This window comes from Streptomyces harbinensis (assembly GCF_900116145.1).
GTDB lineage: Bacteria > Actinomycetota > Actinomycetes > Streptomycetales > Streptomycetaceae > Streptomyces > Streptomyces carpaticus.
Window position 1 is genome coordinate 473093 of record NZ_FPAB01000003.1, and the last position, 23590, is coordinate 496682.

The 23590-nt window shown below is 72.3% G+C and carries 19 protein-coding genes; 17 read left to right on the top strand and 2 right to left on the bottom strand.

Annotated features, from left to right (window positions below):
* Positions 1-118: 118 nt before the first annotated feature.
* Complete coding sequence (locus BM385_RS09955; RefSeq protein ID WP_037755874.1) at positions 119-634, bottom strand: beta-class carbonic anhydrase; 516 nt, start codon at positions 632-634, stop codon at positions 119-121.
* A 272-nt stretch (positions 635-906) separates the two neighbouring features.
* On the opposite strand from BM385_RS09955, the gene rsmH reads away from it, so the two are divergent.
* The 16 genes from rsmH to BM385_RS10035 all read left to right on the top strand — a co-directional run bounded on the left by rsmH (position 907) and on the right by BM385_RS10035 (position 19101).
* Positions 907-1884 (top strand): 16S rRNA (cytosine(1402)-N(4))-methyltransferase RsmH, encoded by a 978-nt coding sequence (rsmH, locus tag BM385_RS09960; protein WP_093842812.1) that lies wholly within the window; start codon positions 907-909, stop codon positions 1882-1884.
* Entirely contained in the window at positions 1881-2564 is a 684-nt protein-coding gene (gene ftsL, locus BM385_RS09965) for a cell division protein FtsL (protein ID WP_093842813.1), read from the top strand. Before rsmH ends, ftsL begins: the two co-directional genes overlap by 4 nt.
* Complete coding sequence (locus BM385_RS09970; protein ID WP_019433687.1) at positions 2561-4471, top strand: peptidoglycan D,D-transpeptidase FtsI family protein; 1911 nt, start codon at positions 2561-2563, stop codon at positions 4469-4471. Before ftsL ends, BM385_RS09970 begins: the two co-directional genes overlap by 4 nt.
* A gap of 20 nt (positions 4472-4491) precedes the next feature.
* Positions 4492-6207: a UDP-N-acetylmuramoyl-L-alanyl-D-glutamate--2,6-diaminopimelate ligase gene (locus BM385_RS09975; protein ID WP_019433686.1), complete on the top strand. Its 1716-nt coding sequence runs from the start codon at positions 4492-4494 to the stop codon at positions 6205-6207.
* A complete protein-coding gene (locus BM385_RS09980; protein ID WP_093842814.1) occupies positions 6204-7643 on the top strand; it encodes a UDP-N-acetylmuramoyl-tripeptide--D-alanyl-D-alanine ligase in 1440 nt (479 codons plus the stop codon). The genes BM385_RS09975 and BM385_RS09980 overlap by 4 nt, the downstream gene beginning before the upstream one ends.
* Entirely contained in the window at positions 7640-8704 is a 1065-nt protein-coding gene (gene mraY, locus BM385_RS09985; RefSeq protein WP_019433684.1) for a phospho-N-acetylmuramoyl-pentapeptide-transferase, read from the top strand. The genes BM385_RS09980 and mraY overlap by 4 nt, the downstream gene beginning before the upstream one ends.
* The gene (murD, locus tag BM385_RS09990; RefSeq protein WP_175542959.1) at positions 8686-10104 is read left to right on the top strand and encodes a UDP-N-acetylmuramoyl-L-alanine--D-glutamate ligase; all 1419 of its coding nucleotides are present in this window, start codon (positions 8686-8688) and stop codon (positions 10102-10104) included. The genes mraY and murD overlap by 19 nt, the downstream gene beginning before the upstream one ends.
* Positions 10105-10444: 340 nt before the next feature.
* On the top strand, positions 10445-11770 hold the full coding sequence (gene ftsW, locus BM385_RS09995; RefSeq protein ID WP_026047408.1) for a putative lipid II flippase FtsW: 1326 nt from the start codon (positions 10445-10447) through the stop codon (positions 11768-11770).
* Between the two features lie 6 nt (positions 11771-11776).
* Positions 11777-12868 (top strand): undecaprenyldiphospho-muramoylpentapeptide beta-N-acetylglucosaminyltransferase, encoded by a 1092-nt coding sequence (gene murG / locus BM385_RS10000; RefSeq protein WP_019433681.1) that lies wholly within the window; start codon positions 11777-11779, stop codon positions 12866-12868.
* Between the two features lie 27 nt (positions 12869-12895).
* Complete coding sequence (locus BM385_RS10005) at positions 12896-13696, top strand: cell division protein FtsQ/DivIB (RefSeq protein ID WP_093842815.1); 801 nt, start codon at positions 12896-12898, stop codon at positions 13694-13696.
* 261 nt (positions 13697-13957) lie between these two features.
* Complete coding sequence (gene ftsZ, locus BM385_RS10010; protein WP_019433679.1) at positions 13958-15196, top strand: cell division protein FtsZ; 1239 nt, start codon at positions 13958-13960, stop codon at positions 15194-15196.
* A gap of 15 nt (positions 15197-15211) precedes the next feature.
* Positions 15212-15946 (top strand): peptidoglycan editing factor PgeF, encoded by a 735-nt coding sequence (pgeF, locus tag BM385_RS10015; protein WP_374314207.1) that lies wholly within the window; start codon positions 15212-15214, stop codon positions 15944-15946.
* A complete protein-coding gene (locus tag BM385_RS10020) occupies positions 15939-16661 on the top strand; it encodes a YggS family pyridoxal phosphate-dependent enzyme (RefSeq protein ID WP_019433677.1) in 723 nt (240 codons plus the stop codon). Before pgeF ends, BM385_RS10020 begins: the two co-directional genes overlap by 8 nt.
* A gap of 124 nt (positions 16662-16785) precedes the next feature.
* Complete coding sequence (locus tag BM385_RS10025) at positions 16786-17409, top strand: cell division protein SepF (protein WP_019433676.1); 624 nt, start codon at positions 16786-16788, stop codon at positions 17407-17409.
* A gap of 71 nt (positions 17410-17480) precedes the next feature.
* Positions 17481-17765 carry a YggT family protein gene (locus tag BM385_RS10030; protein ID WP_019433675.1) on the top strand — a complete coding sequence of 95 codons (285 nt, stop codon included), beginning with the start codon at positions 17481-17483 and terminating at the stop codon, positions 17763-17765.
* Between the two features lie 49 nt (positions 17766-17814).
* Entirely contained in the window at positions 17815-19101 is a 1287-nt protein-coding gene (locus BM385_RS10035) for a DivIVA domain-containing protein (protein WP_093842816.1), read from the top strand.
* Positions 19102-19248: 147 nt separating this feature from the next.
* On the opposite strand, the gene ileS is transcribed toward BM385_RS10035, so the two are convergent.
* The gene (ileS, locus tag BM385_RS10040; protein WP_093842817.1) at positions 19249-22392 is read right to left on the bottom strand and encodes an isoleucine--tRNA ligase; all 3144 of its coding nucleotides are present in this window, start codon (positions 22390-22392) and stop codon (positions 19249-19251) included.
* Between the two features lie 447 nt (positions 22393-22839).
* On the opposite strand from ileS, the gene BM385_RS10045 reads away from it, so the two are divergent.
* Positions 22840-23538 carry a TraR/DksA family transcriptional regulator gene (locus tag BM385_RS10045; RefSeq protein WP_093842818.1) on the top strand — a complete coding sequence of 233 codons (699 nt, stop codon included), beginning with the start codon at positions 22840-22842 and terminating at the stop codon, positions 23536-23538.
* Positions 23539-23590 lie beyond the last annotated feature (52 nt).

The following is a 23590-nucleotide window of genomic DNA, read 5'->3' on the forward strand; positions in this document are numbered from 1 at the left end:
TGCACTGCTGTCTCGTCCCCACCTTGGACGGCGCGGACGCTGCCCGATACGGCGACACCCGGAATGCGCCGGGAGGTTGCCCTCCGGCAGACATTCTTCACACCCCCGGTCGCGGCCGTTACCGGTCGCCGGGGTCCTCGGGGTCGACCTCGCGGAGCAGACCCGACGTCACGTCGAACACAAATCCGCGTACGTCATCAGTGTGCAAGAGGAACGGCGAGGTGCGCACACGTGCCATCGACTGGCGGACGTCCTGGTCCAGATCGGTGAACGACTCGACGGCCCAGCTGGGCTTCTGCCCGACCTCCAGCTCCAGTTCGTGCCGGAAGTCCTCGGTGAGCTGGAGCAGGCCGCATCCGGTGTGGTGGATGAGGACCACCGATCGGGTGCCGAGTCCCCGCTGAGAGATGGTCAGCGAGCGGATGATGTCCTCGGTGACCACGCCGCCGGCGTTGCGGATCGTGTGGCAGTCACCCAGTTCCAGGCCGAGCGCGGCGTGCAGGTCGAGCCGGGCGTCCATACAGGCGACGATGGCCACCTTGCGCACCGGGCGGGCGTCCATGCCCGGGTCGGTGAACGTCGTGGCGTACTGCTGATTGGCCGAGACCAACTCATCTGTGACCGATTTTGGCATGACCCGACGGTATTACGCCCCGCCGCCTCACGGATACCGGAGCCCCTCCGGTGAGATGGGGCGACAGCACGGAAACACCCGCATCCGGGCCCCGGCCGTGACCGGTGTCACCCCCGCCGGAAGCCCGCCGCGGCAACACGCGCACACTCCGAACCTCAATGATTGACCCGCCCGGGGTGTGGACTAGTGTGACGCGCACCGGGAGGCGGGCAGGCGGGTCCGGGCCTGCCCGGAGTGGTACCGCACCCGCCCCACCTCCCTTCGGAAGGCGCATGACGACCAGCAACGACCGGCCCCCGCACACCCGGCACCGCCCGGTCATGCTCCAGCGCTGCCTCGACCTGCTCGCCCCCGCGCTCCGGGAGCCCGGCGCCACCGTCGTGGACTGCACGCTCGGCCTCGGCGGCCACAGCGAGGCCCTGCTCGGCGCCTTCCCCGAGGCCCGCCTCATCGGCCTGGACCGCGACACCAGCGCCCTGGAACTGGCCGGCGCCCGGCTCGCCCCCTACGGCGACCGCGCCACCCTCGTGCACGCGGTGTACGACGAACTCCCCGCCGTCCTCGCCCGGCTCGGCACCCCGCGGGTCGCCGGAATCCTGTTCGACCTGGGCGTGTCGTCCATGCAGCTGGACGAGGCCGACCGCGGCTTCGCCTACGCCCAGGACGCCCCGCTCGACATGCGGATGGACCAGACCACCGGACCCAGCGCCGCCGACGTGCTGAACACCTATCCGCCCGGTGAGCTGGTGCGCATCCTGCGCGCCTACGGCGAGGAGAAGTTCGCGCCGAAGATCGTCGAGGCCGTCGTCGCCGAACGCGCCAGGCAGCCGCTGACCTCCAGCGCCCGCCTGGTCACCCTCATCCGCGACGCCCTCCCGCAGGCCGCCAAGCGCACCGGGGGCAACCCCGCCAAGCGCACCTTCCAGGCGCTGCGCATCGAGGTCAACGGGGAACTCGCCGTCCTGGAACGCGCGCTGCCCGCCGCCGTCGACGCCCTCGCGGTGGGCGGCCGGATCGCGGTGCTCTCCTACCACTCCCTGGAGGACCGGCTGGTCAAGCGGGTCCTGGCGGAGGGCGCCCGCAGCACCGCCCCGGCCGGGCTGCCGATCGTCCCCGAGGAGTACCAGCCCCGGCTCGCCCTCCTCACCCGCGGCGCCGAACTGCCCACCGACGAGGAGATCGCGGAGAACAAGCGGGCCGCCCCCGCCCGGCTGCGCGCGGCCGAACGGGTCAGGGAGCGGGTGCGGTGAGCCCGAAACGGCGCGAGCCCGGCCCGCAGACCCGGATCGCCCGGCTCACCGGGCTGGTACCGGCCGGCCGCGGCTCCGCCGCCCGTACGCCGTTCGTGCTGCTGATCGTCCTGCTGCTGGGCACCGGGATGCTGGGCCTGCTGCTCCTGAACGCCTCGCTCAACCAGGGCTCCTTCGAGCTCAGCGAGCTGCGCCGCCAGAGCCAGGAACTCACCGACGAACAACAGGCGCTCCAGGCCGAGGTGGACGCCTTCTCCGCCCCCGGCGCGCTCGCCGAACGCGCCCGCGAGCTCGGACTGGTGCCCGCCGGGCCCCCGGCCTTCCTCGACCGGGACGGCACCGTGCGCGGTGAGCCCGCCCCGGCCCCGGAACCGTCACCGGCCGGCGGGGAGTCCTCCAGTCCGGGGGACGAACCCGGGCAGCCGGGCGAGCAGGACGAACAGGACGAGCAGGAGGACCGGGGCGAGCAGGAGCAGACCGAGGAACCCGACCCGGCCGACGGGACCACCACCGGGACCACCGGCGCCGCGTCCGGCGAGCAGGACCCGCCGGACGCCGCGACCGCGGGCCCCGACGGCTCACCGCCCGCCGACGGCGCCACCGGCACCGGCGCGGGCACCGGTCCGGCGGACCCCGACCCGGAACCCGACCCCGACCCGGACGAGGAGGCGAACCCGTGAGCGGATCGGACCGAGCACGCGGCGGCGGCACCCGGCCCCCCGCCCCGCGCCGCCCCAGGACCCCCGGCACCCGGCGCGGCGGCCACCCCCGCCCGGCCGCCGTGCGCCCCCGGCTGCGGCTCGTCGGCCTCGGCCTCGCCCTCGTCCTGGTCGCCTTCACCGTGCGGCTCGTGCAGGTCCAGGCCGTCGACGCCGCCACCTACACCGAGAAGGCCGCCGTCAACCGCTACGTCGAGGTCCCGCTCGCCGCCCAGCGCGGCGACATCACCGACCGCAACGGCACCGCCCTGGCCACCACCGTCGACGCCTACGACATCACCGCCGACCCGTTCCTGTTCACCGAGGAACAGACCGGCGTCCCCGACGCCCCCCAGCAGGCCGCCGCCCTGCTCGCCCCGATCCTCGACCGCGACGAGGCCACCCTGGCCGGGCTGCTCTCCGAGCCGGGCTCCCGCTACGCCGTCCTCGCCCGCCAGCAGACCCCGCAGACCTGGCGGCAGATCAAGGACCTGCGCAACAACCTGCGCGAAGCCGCCGACAAGGGCACCGGCGACCAGGTGCTCTCCGGGGTCTTCGCCGAGAAGAACGCCAAACGCGTCTACCCAGGCGGCGACCTCGCCGCCGCCACCCTCGGCTTCGTCAACGCCGAGGGGGTGGGCGGCGGCGGCGTCGAGGCGCAGTTCAACACCCTGCTCGCGGGCGAGGACGGCACCATCACCTACGCCCAGTCCGGCGGACGCCGCGTCCCCACCGCCGGCTCCCACGAACTGCCGGCCGTCCCCGGCACCGACATCGCCCTCACCCTCGACCGCGACATCCAGTGGGCCGCCCAGAACGCCATCAGCGCCCAGGTCGCCGCCTCCAAGGCCGACGACGGCTATGTGGTGGTCATGGACACCACCACCGGCGAGATCCTGGCGCTGGCCGGCGCCCCCGGCTACGACCCCAATGACCTCGGCTCCGTCACCGACAGCGGCCTGCTGCGCAACGCCGCCCTCCAGGACGCCTTCGAGCCCGGCTCCACCCTCAAGGTCGCCACCATGGCCGCCGTCCTGGAGGAGGGCGTCGCCGGCCCCGGCACCCACGTCACGGTCCCCAACCGGCTGCCGCGCGCCGACCGCAACTTCGCCGACGACCACGACCACGAGACGTACTACCTCACTCTGGCGGGCGTACTCGCCAAATCCAGCAACATCGGCACCATCCTCGCCGCCGAGGAACTCGGCGACACCCAGCCGGAGGCCAACGAGGTCCTGCACGCGTACCTCACCCGCTTCGGCTTCGGCCGCCCCACCGGGCTCGGCTTCCCCGGCGAGACCGCCGGCATCCTCGCCGCACCGGGGGACTGGAACTCCGCCCAGCAGTACACGATCCCCTTCGGCCAGGGCATGTCCGTCAACGCCGTCCAGGCCGCCTCCGTGTACGCCACCGTCGCCAACGGCGGCGAGCGCATCGCCCCCACCCTGATCCGCGGCTACACCGGCCCGGACGGCAGCTTCGAGCCCGCCCCCGAAGCCGAGCGGGAGCGGGTGATCAGCGAGGAGACCGCCGCGCAGCTCGCCGAGATACTGGAGACCGTGGTGACCTCCCCGGAGGGCACCGGCAGCGCCGCGCAGATCCCCGGCTACCGGGTGGCGGGGAAGACCGGTACCTCCAACCGGGTGGATCCCGAGACGGGACGTTATTCGGGCTACACCGCCTCATTCGCGGGCTTCGCCCCCGCCGACGACCCCCGGATCGCCGTCTACTGCGCCGTGCAGAACCCCACCGAAGGCAGTTACAACGGCAGCAAGGTGTGCGGACCGGTCTTCAACGAGGTCATGGACTTCTCCCTGAAGGCACTCCAGGTCCCGCCCACCGGTTCGGACTTTCCGGGCCTTCCCGTCACGTTCGACCCCAACGACTGACCGAAGCGGAGAGCAAGCACGTGAGAACGATCACCGACGACGAGGGAAACCCCCCACCCGGCACGGCATCCGGCCGCACCTCACTTCGCGGCACCCCCGCCACGCCGGGTACGCTCACCGCCGTGCCCCACGCTGATCACACCCCGTCGGCGCCGCCCCGCCCGGCACGGGTCGCCCCCGTACCGCTGGCGCAGCTGGCCGGGCTGCTGGGGACCACCGCGTCCGAGCCCGCGCCCACCGGCGAGCCGGCCGGCCCCGCCGTCACCGGGATCACCCACGACTCGCGCGCCGCCCTGCCGGGTGACATCTACGTCGCTTTCCCCGGCGCCCGCTTCCACGGCGCGGACTTCGCCGCCCAGGCCGCCAGCCGCGGCGCGGTGGCCGTGCTCACCGACCCCACCGGCGCCGAGCGCGCCGTCGCCACCGGGCTGCCCGTCCTCACCGTGGACGACCCCCGGGCCCGGATGGGCCACCTGGCCGCCGCCATCTACGGCGAGCCGGGCGCCGACCTGCTGAAGATCGGCATCACCGGCACCTCGGGCAAGACCACCACCGCCTACCTGGTGGAGGGCGGACTGCGCGCCGCCGCCAAGGAGGGCGAGCCGACCGGCCTGATCGGCACCGTCGAGACCCGGATCGGCGACCAGCGGGTGAAGTCCGAGCGCACCACCCCGGAGGCCACCGAGCTCCAGGGCCTCTTCGCCGTGATGCGCGAGCGCGGCGTCACCTCGCTGGCCATGGAGGTCTCCAGCCACGCGCTGGTGATGGGCCGGGTCGACGGCGTCGTCTACGACGTGGCCGTCTTCAACAACCTCAGCCCCGAGCACCTCGACTTCCACCCCGACATGGCCGACTACTACGCCGCCAAGGCGCAGCTGTTCACCCGGGCCAGGGCGCGCGCCGGGGTGGTCAACCTCGACGACGAGTACGGGCGCCGGCTGGCCGGGGAGGCCGAGATCCCGGTCACCACGTTCTCCGCCGAGGGCCACCCGGACGCCCACTGGCGCGCCGACGGCGTCACCCTGGGCCCGCTCGGCTCCACCTTCACCGCCATCGGCCCGGACGGGCTGCGGGTGGCCGCCACCGCGCCGCTGCCGGGACCGTTCAACGTGGCCAACACCCTCGGCGCCATCGCCGCCCTGTGGGTGGCCGGCATCGACCCGGCCACCGCTGCCGGCGGCATCGCCACCGTCCCCGGCGTCCCCGGCCGCCTGGAGCGGGTGGACGCCGGCCAGCCCTACCTGGCCGTCGTCGACTACGCCCACAAGCCGGACGCCGTCGAATCGGTCCTGCACGCGCTGCGCAAGGTCACCGACGGCAAGCTGCACGCCGTCCTGGGCTGCGGCGGCGACCGCGACCCGCACAAGCGGGCCGCCATGGGCGCGGCGCTGGCCCGGCTGGCCGACACCGCCGTGCTGACCTCCGACAACCCGCGCTCGGAGGACCCGCTCGCCATCCTCGCCGCGATGCTGGCCGGCGCCGCCGAGGTGCCCGTTCACGAACGCGGCACCGTCCTGGTGGAGGAGGAGCGCGCCGCCGCCATCGCCCTGGCCGTCGCCCGCGCCGAGGCGGGCGACACCGTCCTGGTGGCCGGCAAGGGCCACGAGCTGGGCCAGGACATCGCCGGAGTCATCCGGCCCTTCGACGACCGAACCGAACTGCGCGCCGCCATCGAGCGGGCCGCGGTTGCCCATCCGCCCTCACGCCACAACGCCACGCGAGGCCCACTGAAGTGATCCCTCTTCCCGTTGCTGAGCTCGTCACGGTCGTACGGGGCACCCCGCACGACATACCGGAGCCGCCACCTCCCGTCACCGGGCCCGTGGTCATCGACTCCAGGGAGGCCGTACCCGGCGCCCTGTTCGCGGCCCTGCCCGGCGAACGTGTCGACGGCCACGACTTCGCCGGCCGGGCGGTCGCCGCCGGCGCGGCCGTCGTCCTGGCCACCCGCCCGCTGGGCGCCGGGGTGCCCACCGTCGTGGTCGACGACGTCACCGAAGCGCTGGGTGCCCTCGCCCAGCACACGGTGCGCCGACTCGGCACCCCGGTCATCGCCCTCACCGGCTCCTCCGGCAAGACCAGTACCAAGGACCTCACCGCCCAGCTGCTGGAGCGGGTGGGCCCCACGGTCTACACCGCCGAATCGTTCAACAACGAGATCGGCCTGCCGCTGACCGCGCTGCGGGTGACCGGGGAGACCCGCCATCTGCTGCTGGAGATGGGCGCCCGGGGCATCGGCCACATCCGCTATCTGACGACGCTGGCCCCGCCCACCATCGGCATGGTGCTGAACGTGGGCACCGCCCACCTCGGCGAGTTCGGCAGCCGGGAGGCGATCGCCGAGGCCAAGGGCGAGATCGTCGAGACGCTGCCGCCGGCCGGCGAGGGCGGGGTGGCGATCCTCAACGCCGACGACCCCCTGGTGCGCGCCATGAGCGCCCGCACCCGGGCGCGCGTCCTGTTCTTCGGGGAGGCCGAAGAGGCGGACATCCGCGCCGAAGACGTCCATCTGACCCCCCAGGGACGCCCCGCGTTCCGCCTCAGTACCCCCACCGGGTGCGCCGACGTGACGATGCGGTTGTACGGTGAGCACCACGTGTCGAACGCGCTTGCCGCTGCGGCTGTTGCGCATGAGGTAGGCATGTCCGCTGAGGAGATCGCTCAAACGCTCTCCGCCGCGGGCCCGCTCTCGAAGTGGCGGATGGAGGTCACCGAGCGAGCGGACGGCGTGACGATCGTCAACGACGCGTACAACGCCAACCCCGATTCCATGCGGGCCGCGCTGCGCGCGCTCGCCGCCATGGGCGGTGCCGCCGGAGCGGAGGGTGGCCGTACGTGGGCGGTGCTCGGCGCGATGGCCGAGCTGGGTGACGACGCGCTCGCCGAGCACGACGCCGTCGGGCGGCTCGCCGTCCGGCTCAACGTCAGCAAGCTTGTGTCCGTGGGCGGTCAGGAAGCCGCCTGGCTGGACATGGGCGCCAAGAACGAGGGTTCGTGGGGTGAGGAGTCGGTGCACGTGTCCGACGCTTCGGCAGCGGTGGAGCTGCTGCGCGGTCAGTTGCGGCCGGGAGATGTGGTGTTGGTGAAGGCGTCCAGGTCGGTGGGCCTGGAGCAGGTCGCCATCGCGCTGGCCGGCGACGTCGACGGCGTTGGTGAGGTCGTCGCCCGATGAGGCAGATCCTCTTCTCCGGTGCCATCGGACTGTTCCTGACCCTGATCGGCACCCCGCTGCTGATCAAGCTGCTCGCCCGCAAGGGCTACGGCCAGTTCATCCGGGACGACGGCCCGCGCGGCCACGCCGGCAAGCGCGGTACCCCCACCATGGGTGGTATCGCCTTCATCCTGGCCACGCTCATCGCGTACGCGGTGACGAAGATCGTCACCAGCTCCGCGCCCACGATCACCGGGCTGCTGGTGCTGTTCCTGTTCGCCGGGATGGGCCTGGTCGGCTTCCTCGACGACTACATCAAGATCGTCAAGCAGCGCTCGCTGGGTCTGCGGGCCGGCGCCAAGATGCTCGGCCAGTTCTTCGTCGGTATCGCCTTCGCGATCCTGGCGCTGAACTTCTCCGACTCGCGCGGCCTCACCCCGGCCTCCACGCACCTGTCCTTCACCCAGGACTTCGGCTGGTCCATCGGCCCGGTGCTGTTCGTGCTGTGGGCGCTGTTCATGATCCTGGCGATGTCCAACGGCGTGAACCTGACCGACGGCCTGGACGGCCTGGCCACCGGCGCCTCGGTGATGGTCTTCGGCGCCTACGTCTTCATCGGCGTCTGGCAGTACGGCCAGACCTGCGCCAACGAGCTGACGGCGGGGGCCACCTGTTACGAGGTCCGCGACCCGCTCGACACGGCGGTGGTCGCCGCCGCCATGATGGGCGCCCTGTTCGGCTTCCTGTGGTGGAACACCTCGCCGGCCAAGATCTTCATGGGGGACACCGGCTCGCTCGCCCTGGGCGGCGCGCTCGCCGGTCTGGCCATCGTCTCCCGCACCCAGCTGCTGGTGGCCCTGCTGGGCGGTCTGTTCGTCCTGATCACCATGTCCGTGGTGATCCAGGTCGGCTCCTTCCGGCTCACCGGCCGCCGGGTGTTCAAGATGGCACCGCTCCAGCACCACTTCGAACTGAAGGGGTGGAGCGAGGTGCTGGTGGTGGTCCGGTTCTGGATCATCCAGGGCATCTGTGTGATCGTCGGCATCGGAATCTTCTACGGCGGATGGGTGGCGGACTGGTGAGCGAGTTCTCCGGGCAGCGGATCACCGTCGCCGGGCTCGGCGTGAGCGGCCGCTCGGCCGCCCGCGCCCTGGCCGGCCTCGGGGCCCGCGTCACGGTGGTCGACGGCGGCGACGGCGAGCGGCAGCGCGCCGCCGCCGCGGAGCTGGAGCGGGCCGGCATCACGGTGCGGCTCGGCGACGGCGCCACCCTCCCGGAGAACACCGGCCTGGTGGTCACCTCGCCCGGCTGGCGGCCGGACAGCGCGCTGTTCGCCGCCGCCGCGGCGGCCGGGGTCGAGGTCGTCGGCGACGTGGAGATCGCCTGGCGGCTGCGCGGCCCCGGCGCCCCGCCGTGGCTGGCCGTCACCGGCACCAACGGCAAGACCACCACCGTACAAATGCTCGCCGCCATCCTCCGCGCGGCCGGACTGCGCACGGCCGCCGTGGGCAACATCGGCACCCCGATCATCGACGTGGTGCGCTCACCCGAGCCGTACGACGTCCTCGCCGTCGAACTCTCCAGCTACCAGCTGCACTGGGCGCCCTCGGTGCGCCCGCACTCGGCGGCCGTGCTCAACCTCGCCCCCGACCACCTCGACTGGCACGGCACGATGGCCGCCTACGCCGCCGACAAGGGCCGGATCTACGAGGGCAACACCGTCGCCTGCGTCTACAACGCCGCCGACCCCGCCACCGAGGACCTGGTCCGCGCGGCGGACGTGACCGAGGGCTGCCGCGCCATCGGCTTCACCCTCGGCACCCCGGGACCCTCCCAGCTCGGCGTCGTGGACGGCATCCTGGTCGACCGCGCCTTCGTGCCCCAGCGCCACCGGCAGGCCCAGGAACTGGCCGAGATCACGGATGTGACCCCGGCCGCCCCGCACAACATCGCCAACGCGCTGGCGGCGGCGGCCCTCGCCCGCGCCTTCGGCGTCGAACCGAAGGCCGTACGGGAGGGCCTGCGCGCCTTCACCCCCGACGCCCACCGCATCGCCCATGTCGCGGACGTGGCGGGCGTCGCCTACGTGAACGACTCCAAGGCGACCAACACCCACGCCGCACAGGCGTCGCTGGCCGCCTATCCGTCCATCGTGTGGATCGCCGGCGGCCTGGCGAAGGGCGCCACCTTCGACGAGCTGGTCACCGCCGCGGCGGGCCGGCTGCGCGGCGCGGTCCTCATCGGCGCCGACCGGCAGCTGATCGCCGACGCCCTGGCGCGACACGCGCCGGATGTCCCGGTCGTCAGCCTCGACCGGACCGACACTGGGGCGATGGCCGCCGCCGTACGGGAGGCCACCGCGCTCGCCCGTACCGGCGACACCGTCCTGATGGCCCCGGCCTGTGCCTCGATGGACATGTTCACCAACTACAACGAGCGCGGCGAGGCGTTCGCGACGGCCGTCGCGGCCCTGACCGACTGAACCCCGCCGCCTCCGGCCACCGGCGGGACACGAAGGAGGCGACGGAGCCCATGCGGGGGCCTTGCCGGCCAGGAGCATCACCTCCCAGGCACACCGGCGGAGGGCGGACGGACGGCCGGGACCCGGCCGGGCGGGGGCGGCCTCCCGCCCGCCGGGCCCCCGGTGGAGGATGCCGGTGGGGCGAGGACACGCGGTGTGTCCCGTCCGGGGCCGTGCGGTGGAACCGGGGGTGCGCGTGAGGACATGGCGGATCGGTGACGGCGACTGGCTGCCGCCGGGCCGGGCGCTGCCCGCCGGAGCGGCCGGCGTCGCGCTGCGCAAGACGGGAAAGCCGGCCCAGGTGAAGGCGGCGCCCGCGCAACGGCGTACCCCGGCGAAGAAGGCGGCCGGCAAGGCGCGCGCCCCGCGCACCCCGCAGCGGCCCCCGCGCCGGCCGCGCACGCCCCGCTTCGTCCGCCGCCTGAAACGGACCTGGGACCGCCCGCTGACGGCCTATTACGTCCTGCTGGGCACCGGACTGCTGCTGGCGCTGCTCGGGCTCGTCATGGTCTTCTCCGCCTCCCAGATCCAGGCGCTGCGCTGGGGCCTGCCCGCCACGTACTACTTCCACAAGCAGCTGCTGGCCGCCGTCGGCGGCGCGGTGCTGCTGGTGATCGCCATGCGGATGCCGCTGCGGCTGCTGCGCGCGCTCACCTACCCGTTCCTGGTGGTCACCGTCGGACTGCTGGTGCTCGTCCAGGTGCCCGGCATCGGCGTCGAGGTCAACGGCAACACCAACTGGCTCGACGTGGCCGGCGGATTCCGGCTCCAGCCCAGCGAGTTCGCCAAACTCGCGCTGGTGCTGTGGGGCGCCGATCTGCTGGCCCGCAAGGGGGACCGGGGGCTGCTCGGCCAGATGCGCCATCTCCTCATCCCGCTGGTGCCCGGCGCGCTGCTGATCTACGGCCTGGTGATGCTCGGCGGTGACATGGGCACGGTGATCATTCCGACCGTGATCCTCTTCGCCCTGCTGTGGCTGGCCGGCGCGCCCACCCGGCTGTTCACCGGGGTCCTGGTCACCGCGGCCGGGCTCGCGGCGCTGTTCATGGCCGCCGCCCCGCACCGCATGGACCGGCTCGCCTGCGTGGGCGCCACCGAACCGGGCGACGGCGACCGCTGCTGGCAGGCCGTGCACGGCATCTACGCCCTCGCCAGCGGCGGCTGGTTCGGCTCCGGACTGGGGGCCAGTGTGGAGAAATGGGGTGAACTCCCCGAGCCGCACACGGACTTCATCTTCGCCATCACGGGGGAGGAGCTGGGCCTTGCGGGGACGCTGTCGGTGCTCGCCCTCTTCGCGGCTCTAGGCTATGCGGGTATCCGCGTGGCCGGACGCACGGAGGACCCCTTCGTGAGGTATGCCGCGGGCGGGGTGACAGCCTGGATCATGACCCAGGTCGTGATCAACATCGGCGCGGTGCTGGGACTGCTTCCCATCGCCGGGGTTCCCCTCCCGCTGTTCTCCTACGGGGGTTCGGCCCTGCTGTCCACCATGTTCGCGGTCGGGCTGCTGATCGCCTTCGCGCGCAGCGACCCCGCCGCCGGGGCGGCCCTGGCCATGCGGAAACCTGGGCTCATTGGCAAGTCGATGAGACGGCGCGCGAAAAAGGCGCCGTCCGGAGAGCGGTGAAATTCGGTGCATGTTGTACTCGCCGGCGGGGGGACCGCCGGTCACATCGAGCCCGCGCTCGCCCTCGCGGACGCCCTGCGCAGGCAGGACCCGACCGTGGGGATCACGGCCCTCGGCACGGAGCGCGGTCTGGAGACCAGGCTGGTTCCCGAGCGCGGCTACGAACTCGGCCTGATCCCGGCCGTACCGCTGCCGCGCAAGCCCACCCCCGAGCTGATCACCGTCCCCGGACGGCTGCGCGGGACGGTCAAGGCCGCCGAGGAGATCCTGGAGCGCACCAAGGCGGACTGCGTGGTGGGCTTCGGCGGGTACGTGGCGCTGCCGGGCTATCTGGCGGCCAAGCGGCAGCGGGTGCCGATCGTGGTGCACGAGGCCAACGCGCGGCCCGGTCTGGCCAACAAGATCGGCGCCCGCTACACCAACTTCGTCGCCGTCTCCACTCCGGACAGCAAGCTGCGGCACGCCCGTTACGTGGGCATCCCGCTGCGCCGCTCGATCGCGACCCTGGACCGGATGGCGGTGCGGGCCGAGGCGCGGGCCGCGTTCGGTCTCGACCCCAATCTGCCCACCCTGCTGGTGTCCGGCGGCTCGCAGGGCGCGCGGCGGCTGAACGAGGTCGTGCAGTCCTCGGTGACCGTCCTCCAGCGCTCGGGGGTGCAGATCCTGCACGCGGTGGGCCCGAAGAACGACCTGCCGCAGGTGGAGACGATGCCCGGGATGCCGCCGTACGTCCCGGTATCGTATGTGGACCGGATGGATCTGGCGTACGCGGCGGCCGACATGATGCTGTGCCGGGCGGGCGCGATGACCGTCGCCGAGCTGTCGGCCGTCGGGCTGCCGGCCGCCTACGTCCCGCTGCCGATCGGCAACGGTGAACAGCGGCTGAACGCCCAGCCGCTGGTCAAGGCGGGCGGTGGACTGATCGTGGACGACGCGGAGCTGACGCCGGAGTGGCTCAGGGGCAACGTCCTGCCGGTGCTGACCGATCCGGGGCGGCTGCTGGCGATGTCCCGGGCGGCCAGCGAGTTCGGCCGGCCGCACGCGGACGAGCTGCTGGTCGGGATGGTGCACGAGGCGATCGCGGCCCGCAAGGCGTAGCGGGCGGACCGAGGAAGGCGAGGGAGCGTGGCCAGAGCCGGCAGTGTCGCCCCGCGGCAGCGGGCGTCCGCCGCGCCGGAGTCCGGGCAGCGGCCGGGCCGCCGGCTGCTGCCGCGCTCCCGGATCCTGCTGGTGCTCGCCCTGGTGGCGGCGCTCGGCGCGGCGGGTTTCGGCGCCTGGGCGCTGTACGGCTCGCAGTGGCTGCGGATCGAGAAGGTGTCGGTGGCCTGGGAGTCCGGCAGCCGCCGGGAGCTGACGGCGGATCAGGTGCTGTCCGAGGCCGCGGTGCCGCTCGGGGCGCCGATGGCCTCGCTGGACAAGGACGCGATCGAGGACCGGTTGCTGGCCGCGCTGCCCCGGCTGAAGTCGGTGCGGGTGGTGCGGGCCTGGCCGCACGGGGTGGGGCTGAAGGTGACCGAACGGGAGCCGAGCGCCCAGGTGCCGGCCCCCGGCGGGTTCGCCGAGGTGGACGAGGAGGGGGTGCGGTTCGCGGAGATCGCCGAGCCGCTGCCCTCCGTACCGCTGCTGGAACCGGACATGGCGGACGCGCCGAGCGTGCGCCGGTTCGACGAGGAGCGGACCCTGCGGGAGGCGGTGGCGGTGGCGGCGGCGCTGCCGGAGCCGCTGGCGGAACGGACCTCGGTGATCCGGATCGCGTCGTACGACGCCATCACCCTTGAACTGTCAGATGATCGGACTGTGCGCTGGGGAAGTCCGGAAGACTCCTCCGCGAAGGCCGGTGCGCTGACCATACTGATGAAAGCGGCCCCGGACGCCCGGCACTTCGATGTGAGCGTGCCCAGCGCCCCGGCCGCGTCGGGGGGTTGACGGTGGGAACCTGGTTGGCCCGAACCAAGCGTGATCACATAGGGTGAAAAGAAAAACGGGAGGTTCGGCGTGTTCGTTGAACGCGTACCACATGTCGACTTAGTGTCCGTTCCGAGCAATCCAAGGAACGACCAGCACAGCTAACCCTAAACTTGAGCGTTAGGGTCGGGTCGGCTTTCCCAAACCGTCCCATCGGCATCCTTCGGCGCACCGCTGCATCCGCGGAGCGGCGATACGTAATCGAGGCGAGAGGCCTTCGACGTGGCAGCACCGCAGAACTACCTCGCAGTCATCAAGGTCGTCGGTATCGGCGGCGGTGGCGTCAACGCCATCAACCGGATGATCGAGGTCGGTCTCAAAGGCGTCGAGTTCATCGCGATCAACACCGATGCGCAGGCGCTGCTGATGAGCGACGCCGACGTCAAGCTGGATGTCGGCCGTGAACTCACCCGTGGCCTGGGCGCCGGAGCCGACCCCGAGGTGGGCCGCAAGGCCGCCGAGGACCACCGCGAGGAGATCGAGGAGGTCCTCAAGGGCGCCGACATGGTCTTCGTGACCGCCGGCGAGGGCGGCGGCACCGGCACCGGCGGTGCGCCGGTCGTCGCGAACATCGCCAGGACTCTCGGTGCGCTGACCATCGGTGTGGTCACCCGCCCCTTCACCTTCGAGGGCCGGCGCCGCGCCAACCAGGCCGAGGACGGCATCGCCTCGCTCCGCGACGAGGTCGACACCCTGATCGTCATCCCGAACGACCGGCTGCTGTCCATCTCGGACCGCCAGGTCAGTGTGCTGGACGCGTTCAAGTCCGCCGACCAGGTGCTGCTCTCCGGTGTCCAGGGCATCACCGATCTGATCACCACCCCGGGCCTCATCAACCTGGACTTCGCCGACGTCAAGTCCGTGATGTCGGAGGCCGGCTCGGCGCTGATGGGCATCGGCTCCGCGCGCGGCGACGACCGCGCGGTGGCCGCCGCCGAGATGGCGATCTCCTCCCCGCTGCTGGAAGCCTCCATCGACGGCGCGCGCGGGGTGCTGCTCTCCATCTCCGGCGGATCCGACCTGGGTCTCTTCGAGATCAACGAGGCGGCCCAGCTGGTGAGCGAGGCCGCTCACCCCGAGGCCAACATCATCTTCGGCGCGGTCATCGACGACGCGCTGGGCGACGAGGTACGGGTCACCGTCATCGCGGCCGGGTTCGACGGCGGTCAGCCGCCGTCCCGCAGCCGGGACCGGGTGCTCGGGTCGTACGCCGCCAAGGAGGAGGCGCCGGCCCCGGCGGCCAAGGAGCGCGGCGAGAGCGAGAGCACGGAGCGGCCGGCCTTCGGCGGACTCGGCACGCTGCCCGCCCGTGAGCCGGCCGAGCGCGAGACGCCGGCGGTGAGCGAGCCGGTCGCCGAGCGGCAGGAGACGGCGCCCCCGATCTCCCCGCAGGTGCCCTCGGCCCGCCCGTACGACGGCGGCCAGGCCGAGGAGCTCGACGTTCCCGACTTTCTCAAGTGAACCCTTCCTGACGTGATAGACCGACAGAACACAGCGAGCGGCGCGCACTACGCCTTCACCGACCGGTGGGGCGGGGTGAGCGCCGCTCCGTATGACAGCCTCAATCTGGGCGGGGCAGTCGGCGACGACGGGCTCGCGGTCGAGGCGAACCGGGCCCGGGTGGCCGCGGGGCTCGGGCTCGATCCGGCCGGGGTGTGCTGGATGCACCAGGTGCACGGCCGGGAGGTCGCGGTCGCCGAGGGGCCCTGGCCCGGCGGCCGGCCGCCCGAGGCCGACGGGGTGGTGACCGCCCGTCGCGGGCTGGCGCTCGCGGTGCTCACCGCCGACTGCACCCCGGTACTGCTGGCCGACGCCACCGCCGGGGTGGTGGGGGCGGCGCACGCCGGGCGCCCGGGGCTCGCGCTCGGGGTGGTGCCGGCCACCGTCGAGGCGATGGTGGCGCTGGGCGCCGAGCCGGAGCGGATCACCGCGCGGACCGGCCCGGCGGTGTGCGGGGCCTGTTACGAGGTGCCGCCCGCGATGCGCGACGAGGTCGAGGCCGCGGTGCCGGGCAGCGGCTGCTTCACCCGGCAGGGCACTCCCGGTGTGGACATCGGCGAGGGGGTGCGCCGGCAGCTGGCCGCGGCCGGGGTGACGGACGTCCTGCTCTCCCCGGTGTGCACCCTGGAGTCCACCGACCACTTCTCCTACCGCCGGGACCACACCACCGGTCGGCAGGCCAGTTATGTATGGGTGTCCCCCGATGAGTGAGCGCGAGCGGGAACTGGCCGCGGGGCTCGCCCGGGTGGAGGAGCGCATCATCCGCGCGTGTGGTGCGGCGGGGCGCGCGCGGGATGAGGTCACGCTGGTTGTGGTGACCAAGACCTATCCCGTGGAGGATGTGCGGCTGCTGGCCGGTCTCGGAATCCGGCATTTCGCGGAAAACCGGGACCAGGAGGCGGCGCGCAAGGCGGCGGCCTGCGCAGATCTTTCACTGAACTGGCACTTCGTGGGTCAGTTGCAGACCAATAAGGCACGTTCGGTTGCCGGTTATGCCGATTATGTGCACTCGGTGGACCGTGTCCGGCTGGTCGGCGCCCTCTCCACGGCGGTGACCGCCGTGGACCGCGCCCCGCTGCGAGTGCTGGTCCAGGTCGCGCTGGAGAAGGAATCCGGCCAGGGCGAGGGCCGGGGCGGAGTGGCGCCCGAGGGCGTACCGGAGCTGGCGCGCGCGGTGGCGGAAGCCCCCGGGCTCGATCTCGCGGGACTCATGACGGTCGCTCCGCTCACCGGGGCGTACGCCGGGCGCCCGGATGCCGCCTTCGCACGGCTGCGGGAAATCTCAAGTGACCTGCGCGCCGTCCATCCTGCTGCCACCATGGTCTCGGCGGGTATGAGCGCGGACCTTGAGGAGGCGATCGGGGCGGGGGCGACACACGTACGCGTCGGCAGTGCGGTACTCGGAGTCCGCCCCGCCCTCGGGTAACGTCGCCAAGCAAGTCGGAACACTGCCGAAAATATGGTCATTCCCGATATGTCCGGGGATGGTGGCGTGGATTGACGGCCCATCCGGGCGGTGCCGATCCACCAGGGAGCGGAGGATCCAGTCGATGGCTGGCGCGATGCGCAAAATGGCGGTCTACCTCGGCCTCGTGGAGGACGACGGCTACGACCGCCCGGGGTACGGCCCCGACGACGATTTCGAACCGGAGACCGAGCCGGAGCGCGGCCGGCGTCAGCAGACGCACGAACCGCCGCCCCGGGAACGGGTGGAGGAGCCGGTGCGGGTGGTGCAGCCACCGGCCCAGCGGGAGAGCGAACCGGCCCCGGCTCCCCTCCTGTCGGAAAACAGACGACCTGGGAGGATCGCTCCCGTGTCTTCCATCACATCCGAACGACCCCACGTCGAGAAGAGCGCACCGGTGATCATGCCCAAGGTCGTATCCGAGCGGGAGCCCTATCGCATCACCACACTGCACCCGCGCACCTACAACGAGGCCCGTACGATCGGGGAACACTTCCGCGAGGGAACCCCGGTGATCATGAACCTCACGGAGATGGATGACACGGACGCGAAGCGACTTGTCGACTTTGCTGCTGGCTTGGTCTTCGGTCTGCATGGCAGCATCGAGCGCGTGACGCAGAAGGTCTTCCTTCTGTCGCCTGCTAACGTCGATGTAACGGCGGAGGACAAGGCCCGGATCGCCGAGGGCGGGTTCTTCAACCAGAGCTGAGACGACAGCAACCGGACAAGAGCGAGGCCCGGCCGAACGGCCGGGCAGGGCAGGGGAGAGGGACACCGCGGATGGGCATCGTACGAGACGTGATCCTGATCGCCTTGTATTGCGTCCTCGGACTCCTCCTCTTCCGGCTGGTGATGGACTACGTCTTCATGTTCGCGCGGTCATGGCAGCCCGGACGGGCGATGGTCGTCGCGCTGGAGGCCACCTACACTGTCACCGATCCGCCGCTGAAGGCGCTGCGGAAGGTGATTCCTCCGCTGCGTTTCGGGGGTGTGGCGCTTGATCTGTCCTTCTTCGTACTCATGATCATCGTCTACATCCTGATCAACGTCGTGGCCGGGCTGTGAACGAGTACGGTCTTGCCGATATGCTGACGAAATACGTTGAGGTGAAGAGATGCCGTTGACCCCCGAGGACGTGCGGAACAAGCAGTTCACCACTGTCCGTCTCCGTGAAGGCTATGACGAGGACGAGGTCGATGCCTTCCTCGACGAGGTCGAGGCAGAGCTGACCCGGCTGCTGCGGGAGAACGAGGACCTGCGCGCCAAACTCGCCGCGGCCACCCGCGCCGCCGCCCAGAATCAGCAGAACATGCGCAAGCCGGAGCAGCAGGAGCGCCCCGGCCCGGGCGGGCCCGGTGGCCCCGGCGGCCCCGGTGGCCCGCCGGCCATATCCGGTCCGCAATCCGGTCCCCAGCAACAGCAGATGGGCGGCCCGCCCCAGCTGCCGGGGCCCGGTGGTCCGATGGGCCCGGGCGGTCCGGGTGGTCCCGGCGGTCCCGGTCAGATGCAGCAGCATCAGCAGATGGGCGGCCCCGGCCCGATGGGTCACGGCCCCGGTGGTCCCGGTGGCCCCATGGGTCCCGGTGGTCCGGGCGGCCCCGGCGGCCCGCTCGGTGGTCCCGGCGGTCCCGGTCAGATGCAGCAGCATCAGCAGATGGGCGGCCCCGGCCCGATGGGTCACGGCCCCGGTGGTCCCGGCGGCCCCGGTGGTCCCGGCCCGATGCAGCAGCCCGGTGGCAACGAGAGCGCTGCCCGGGTGCTGTCGCTGGCGCAGCAGACCGCCGACCAGGCCATCGCCGAGGCGCGTTCCGAGGCCAACAAGATTGTCGGTGAGGCGCGCAGCCGTGCCGAGGGTCTGGAGCGGGACGCCCGCGCCAAGGCGGACGCCCTGGAGCGGGACGCCCAGGAGAAGCACCGGGTCGCGATGGGCTCCCTGGAGTCCGCCCGCGCCACCCTGGAGCGCAAGGTCGAGGACCTGCGCGGCTTCGAGCGGGAGTACCGCACTCGCCTGAAGTCGTACCTGGAGAGCCAGCTGCGTCAGCTGGAGAGCCAGTCCGACGACTCGCTGGCCCCGCCGCGCACCCCCGCGGCTGCCTCGCTGCCCCCGTCCCCGCAGCCGTCGCTGGCCTCGGCCGGCGCGCCCTCCGGGCCCGGCGGCGGCATGGGCAGCCACCAGTCCATGGGCGGCCAGCAGCAGATGGGCGGCCCCGGTCACGGCGGCGGCCACGGCGGGCACCCCGGCGGCGGCCACTCCGGCCCGCCCTCGTACGGCGGCCAGCAGGGCATGTCCCCGGCGATGACCCAGCCGATGGCGCCGGTCCGGCCGGCCGGCCCGCAGCCGGTGCAGCAGCAGGCGCCGTCCCCGATGCGCGGCTTCCTGATCGACGAGGACGACAACTGACGCGGACGCCCCTGGCGTGACACGCCGGCATATCAGCACATCGAGGCGGGGCCCGGACATCAGTCCGGGCCCCGCCTCGTGCGCTGTGCCCGCACCGGCCACCGGGGGTGCGGGGCCCCGAGCGGAGCCCCGCACCCCCGGACGGCGTCAGACGCGGTGCAGGTGGAAGGTCAGCGTCAGGTCCTCGTCCGTGAACGCCGCGCCGGACTCCTCGGCCGGGTCCCCCTCGGCGAACTCCGTGGCCAGGACCTCCGTGGAGATGAGCGCCTGGTGGTCCGCCAGCGCCCGGGTCACCTCCGGATCGGTGGCGCGCCAGCGCACCGCGATCCGGTCGGTGACCTCGAGACCGCTGTTCTTGCGGGCCTCCTGCACCAGCCGGATGACATCGCGGGCGATGCCGGCCCGGCGCAGCTCCGGGGTGATCTCCAGATCGAGGGCCACCGTCGCACCGGTGTCCGAGGCCACCGACCAGCCCTCGCGCGGGGTTTCGGTGATGATGACCTCTTCCGGGGTGAGCGCGATCCGCTCGCCCTCCACCTCGACGGCCGCCGTGCCCGCCCGCAGCGCGGCCGACAGCTCGGCGGCGTCCGCCGCCGCGATGGCCTGCGCCACCGGCTGGGTGCGCTTGCCGAACCGCCTGCCCAGCGCCCGGAAGTTGGCCTTCGCGGTGGTGTCCACCAGCGAGCCGCCCATGTCGGAGAGCGCCGCGAGCCCCGTCACGTTCAGCTCGTCCGCGATCTGCTCCCGCAGATCGTCCCCGAGCAGTTCGAAGCCCTGGGCCGCGACCAGCGCCCGCGACAGCGGCTGCCGGGTCTTCACACCCGACTCGGCGCGGGTGGCCCGGCCCAGCTCCACGAGCCGGCGCACCAGCAGCATGTCCTGCGACAGATCCGCGTCCACCCGGGACAGGTCGGCGTCCGGCCAGGACGCCAGGTGCACCGACTCCGGCGCGCCCGGGGTCACCGGCACCACCAGGTCCTGCCAGACCCGTTCGGTGATGAACGGCACCAGCGGGGCCATCAGCCGGGTGACGGTCTCCAGCACCTCGTGCAGGGTGCGCAGCGCGGCCGGCTCGCCCTGCCAGAAGCGGCGGCGGGAGCGGCGCACGTACCAGTTGGACAGATCGTCGACGAAGGTCGAGATCAGCTTGCCGGCCCGCTGGGTGTCGTAGGTGTCCATGGCCTTGGTGACCATGTCGACCAGCGCGTTCAGCTCGCTCAGCAGCCAGCGGTCCAGCAGCGGGCGCTCGTCCGGGGCCGGGTCGCTCTCCGAGGGCGACCAGTCGGCGGCGCGCGCGTACAGCGACTGGAACGCGACGGTGTTCCAGTAGGTGAGCAGCGTTTTGCGCACCACCTCCTGGATGGTGCCGTGGCCGACCCGGCGGGCCGCCCACGGGGAGCCGCCGGCCGCCATGAACCAGCGCACCGCGTCCGCGCCGTGCTGCTCCATGAGCGGGATGGGCTCCAGGATGTTGCCCAGGTGCTTGGACATCTTGCGGCCGTCCTCGGCGAGGATGTGGCCCAGGCAGACGACCGTCTCGTAGGAGTTGCGGTCGAAGACCAGGGTGCCCACGGCCATCAGCGTGTAGAACCAGCCGCGGGTCTGGTCGATGGCCTCGCAGATGTACTGGGCCGGGTAGCGCTTCTCGAACTCCTCGCGGTTGCGGTGCGGGTAGCCCCACTGCGCGAACGGCATGGCGCCCGAGTCGTACCAGCCGTCGATGACCTCCGGGACCCGGGTGGCGGTGAGCGAGCAGCCCTCGGCCGTGCAGGGGAAGGTGATCTCGTCGATGTACGGGCGGTGCGGGTCCAGGCCCGACTGGTCGGTGCCGGTCAGCTCGCTCAGCTCGGCGAGCGAGCCGACGCAGGTGCGGTGGTCCTCGGCGCAGCGCCAGATGGGCAGCGGGGTGCCCCAGTAGCGGTTGCGGGACAGCGCCCAGTCGATGTTGTTGTTGAGCCAGTCGCCGAACCGGCCGTGCTTGACGGAATCCGGGTGCCAGGTGGTCTTCTCGTTCTCCCGCAGCAGGGCGTCCTTGACCTGGGTGGTGCGGATGTACCAGGACGGCTGTGCGTAGTACAGCAGCGGGGTGTGGCAGCGCCAGCAGTGCGGGTAGCTGTGCTCGTAGGCGAGGTGCTTGAAGAGCAGACCGCGCTGATCGAGATCGGCGGTCAGCGCCTCGTCGGCCTTCTTGAAGAACTGGCCGCCGACCAGCGGGACGTCCTCGGCGAAGGTGCCGTCCGGGCGGACCGGGTTGACGACCGGCAGGCCGTAGGCGCGGCTCACCCGCAGGTCGTCCTCGCCGAAGGCGGGCGCCTGGTGGACCAGGCCGGTGCCGTCCTCGGTGGTGACATAGGTGTCGTTGACGACGAAGTGGGCGTCCTGCTCGAACGGCACCAGCTCGAAGGGGCGCCGGTAGGTCCAGCGCTCCATCTCGGCGCCGGTGAAGGTCTGCCCGGTGGCGCGCCACTCCTCGCCCAGCGCGCTGCCCAGCAGGGCCTCGGCCACGACGAGCCGCTCGGTGCCGTCGGTGGCCACCGCGTAGGTGACCTCCGGGTGGGCGGCGACGGCGGTGTTGGAGACCAGCGTCCAGGGCGTGGTGGTCCACACCAGCAGCGCGGCCTCCCCGGCCAGCGGCCCCGAGGTGAGCGGCATCCGGACGTAGACGGAGGGGTCGACGACCGTCTCGTACCCCTGGGCCAGCTCGTGGTCGGACAGGCCGGTGCCGCAGCGCGGGCACCAGGGGGCGACCCGGTGGTCCTGGGTGAGCAGGCCCTTGGAGAAGATCTCCTTCAGGGACCACCACACCGACTCGATGTACTCCGGGTCCATGGTGCGGTAGGCGGCGTCGAGATCGACCCAGTAGCCCATGCGGGTCGTCAGCTCGGCGAAGGCGTCGGTGTGCCGGGTGACCGAGTCGCGGCACTTGGCGTTGAAGGCGGCGATGCCGTACGCCTCGATGTCCTGCTTGCCGGTGAAGCCCAGCTCCTTCTCCACCGCCAGCTCCACCGGCAGGCCGTGGCAGTCCCAGCCGGCCTTGCGGCTGACGTGGTAGCCGCGCATCGTGCGGTAGCGGGGGAAGGCGTCCTTGAAGACCCGGGCCTCGATGTGGTGCGCCCCCGGCATGCCGTTGGCGGTGGGCGGGCCCTCGTAGAACACCCACTCGGGGCGGCCCTCGGACTGCTCCAGGCTGCGGTCGAACGTCTTGTGCTCGCGCCAGAAGTCGAGGACCGCGTGTTCGAGCGCGGGCAGATCGACTTGGGCCGGCACGGGGCGGTACTGCGTCATCGGCATTCCTCCGGCGGACACACTGATCTCCGTCGGAGGGACGAGAGCCCGGCTCGGGCGCCCGCGGTACCACCCTCCTTGGCCGGGGCGCGGTGGCTGCCGCTGCCTCGGCCCCCTCATTGGGCCGCGATGCCGGGTCTACTCGCCCGCCCGGGGTGGGGTGGGCTTTCTTCCGGCGGCTCCGGGGTGATCTTCACGCTGCCGCACGCCCCCGGGCTCACACCGTCCCCGGGTCGCTGACGGCTGCCGGACAGCGCTACTCGTCCCCATCCACGCCTTTCGCTGCGCCCAGTGTACGGGGCTGTGAGAAGCACGAACGACCGGTTATCCGGGGGCCGGGCGGGGCACAACGCAGAGGGATCGGCGCGTCCCCGTTGCCGCTCACCCGGGGTCGATTTATCGTTCCGGTCACAATGCGCGAGCACGATCACACTATGTGAAGGGGCCGCCGCGATGGTGGCGAGCGACACCGCCGGGGACCCGCCGGAGGGCACACCGGCCGGGTCCGGGTCCGGGAACGGGCCAGGGAAGACATCCACGTCCGAGACGACGCAGACGACGCCGGAGAAGTCGGCGAAGAAGACGACCGCGAAGAAGACGGCGAAGAAGTCGGCGAAGAAGACGACCGCGAAGAAGACGGCCGAGAAGTCCACGACGGACGGGACAGGAGCCAAGAAGGTGGCTGCGAAGAACAGCACGAGGGACACGGTGGAGGACTCCTCCGCCGCGGTGCCCGCCGCCCGGCCCGCGAGCGCCGGGGAACTGCCGGTCCGGCCGGGCGAGGACCCCTGGACGCCCCAGGAGGTGGCCGAGGCGCGGCAGGGACTGACGGACGACGCGCAGCGGCTGCGGGCGGAGATCGCCGCGTCCGAGGACTCGCTGGCCGGACTGATGCGGGACTCCGGGGACGGGGCCGGGGACGACGAGGCGGACACCGGGTCGAAGAACATCACCCGCGAGCACGAGCTGGCGCTGGCCGCCAACGCGCGCGAGATGCTCTATCAGACGGAGAAGGCGCTCGACCGGCTGGCCGCCGGGACGTACGGCACGTGCGAGGTGTGCGGCAAGCCGATCGGCAAGGCGCGCATGCAGGCGTTCCCCCGGGCCACGCTGTGCGTGGAGGACAAGCAGCGGCAGGAGCGGCGGCTCTGAGGGCCGGCGGGCCGGTGGTCGGGTGATCGGACCGCACCGTGTCGTACCCTCA

Bases quoted from the DNA above. Each gene is read 5' to 3' on its own strand.
- BM385_RS10045 (WP_093842818.1), top strand. From the start codon at position 22,840: ATGGTGGCGAGCGACACCGCCGGGGACCCGCCGGAGGGCACACCGGCC.
- BM385_RS10020 (WP_019433677.1), top strand. From the start codon at position 15,939: ATGAGTGAGCGCGAGCGGGAACTGGCCGCGGGGCTCGCCCGGGTGGAG.
- murD (WP_175542959.1), top strand. From the start codon at position 8,686: ATGGGTGGCGGACTGGTGAGCGAGTTCTCCGGGCAGCGGATCACCGTC.
- BM385_RS09955 (WP_037755874.1), bottom strand. From the start codon at position 634: ATGCCAAAATCGGTCACAGATGAGTTGGTCTCGGCCAATCAGCAGTAC.
- rsmH (WP_093842812.1), top strand. From the start codon at position 907: ATGACGACCAGCAACGACCGGCCCCCGCACACCCGGCACCGCCCGGTC.
- BM385_RS10030 (WP_019433675.1), top strand. From the start codon at position 17,481: ATGGGCATCGTACGAGACGTGATCCTGATCGCCTTGTATTGCGTCCTC.
- ileS (WP_093842817.1), bottom strand. From the start codon at position 22,392: ATGCCGATGACGCAGTACCGCCCCGTGCCGGCCCAAGTCGATCTGCCC.
- BM385_RS10035 (WP_093842816.1), top strand. From the start codon at position 17,815: ATGCCGTTGACCCCCGAGGACGTGCGGAACAAGCAGTTCACCACTGTC.
- mraY (WP_019433684.1), top strand. From the start codon at position 7,640: ATGAGGCAGATCCTCTTCTCCGGTGCCATCGGACTGTTCCTGACCCTG.
- BM385_RS10025 (WP_019433676.1), top strand. From the start codon at position 16,786: ATGGCTGGCGCGATGCGCAAAATGGCGGTCTACCTCGGCCTCGTGGAG.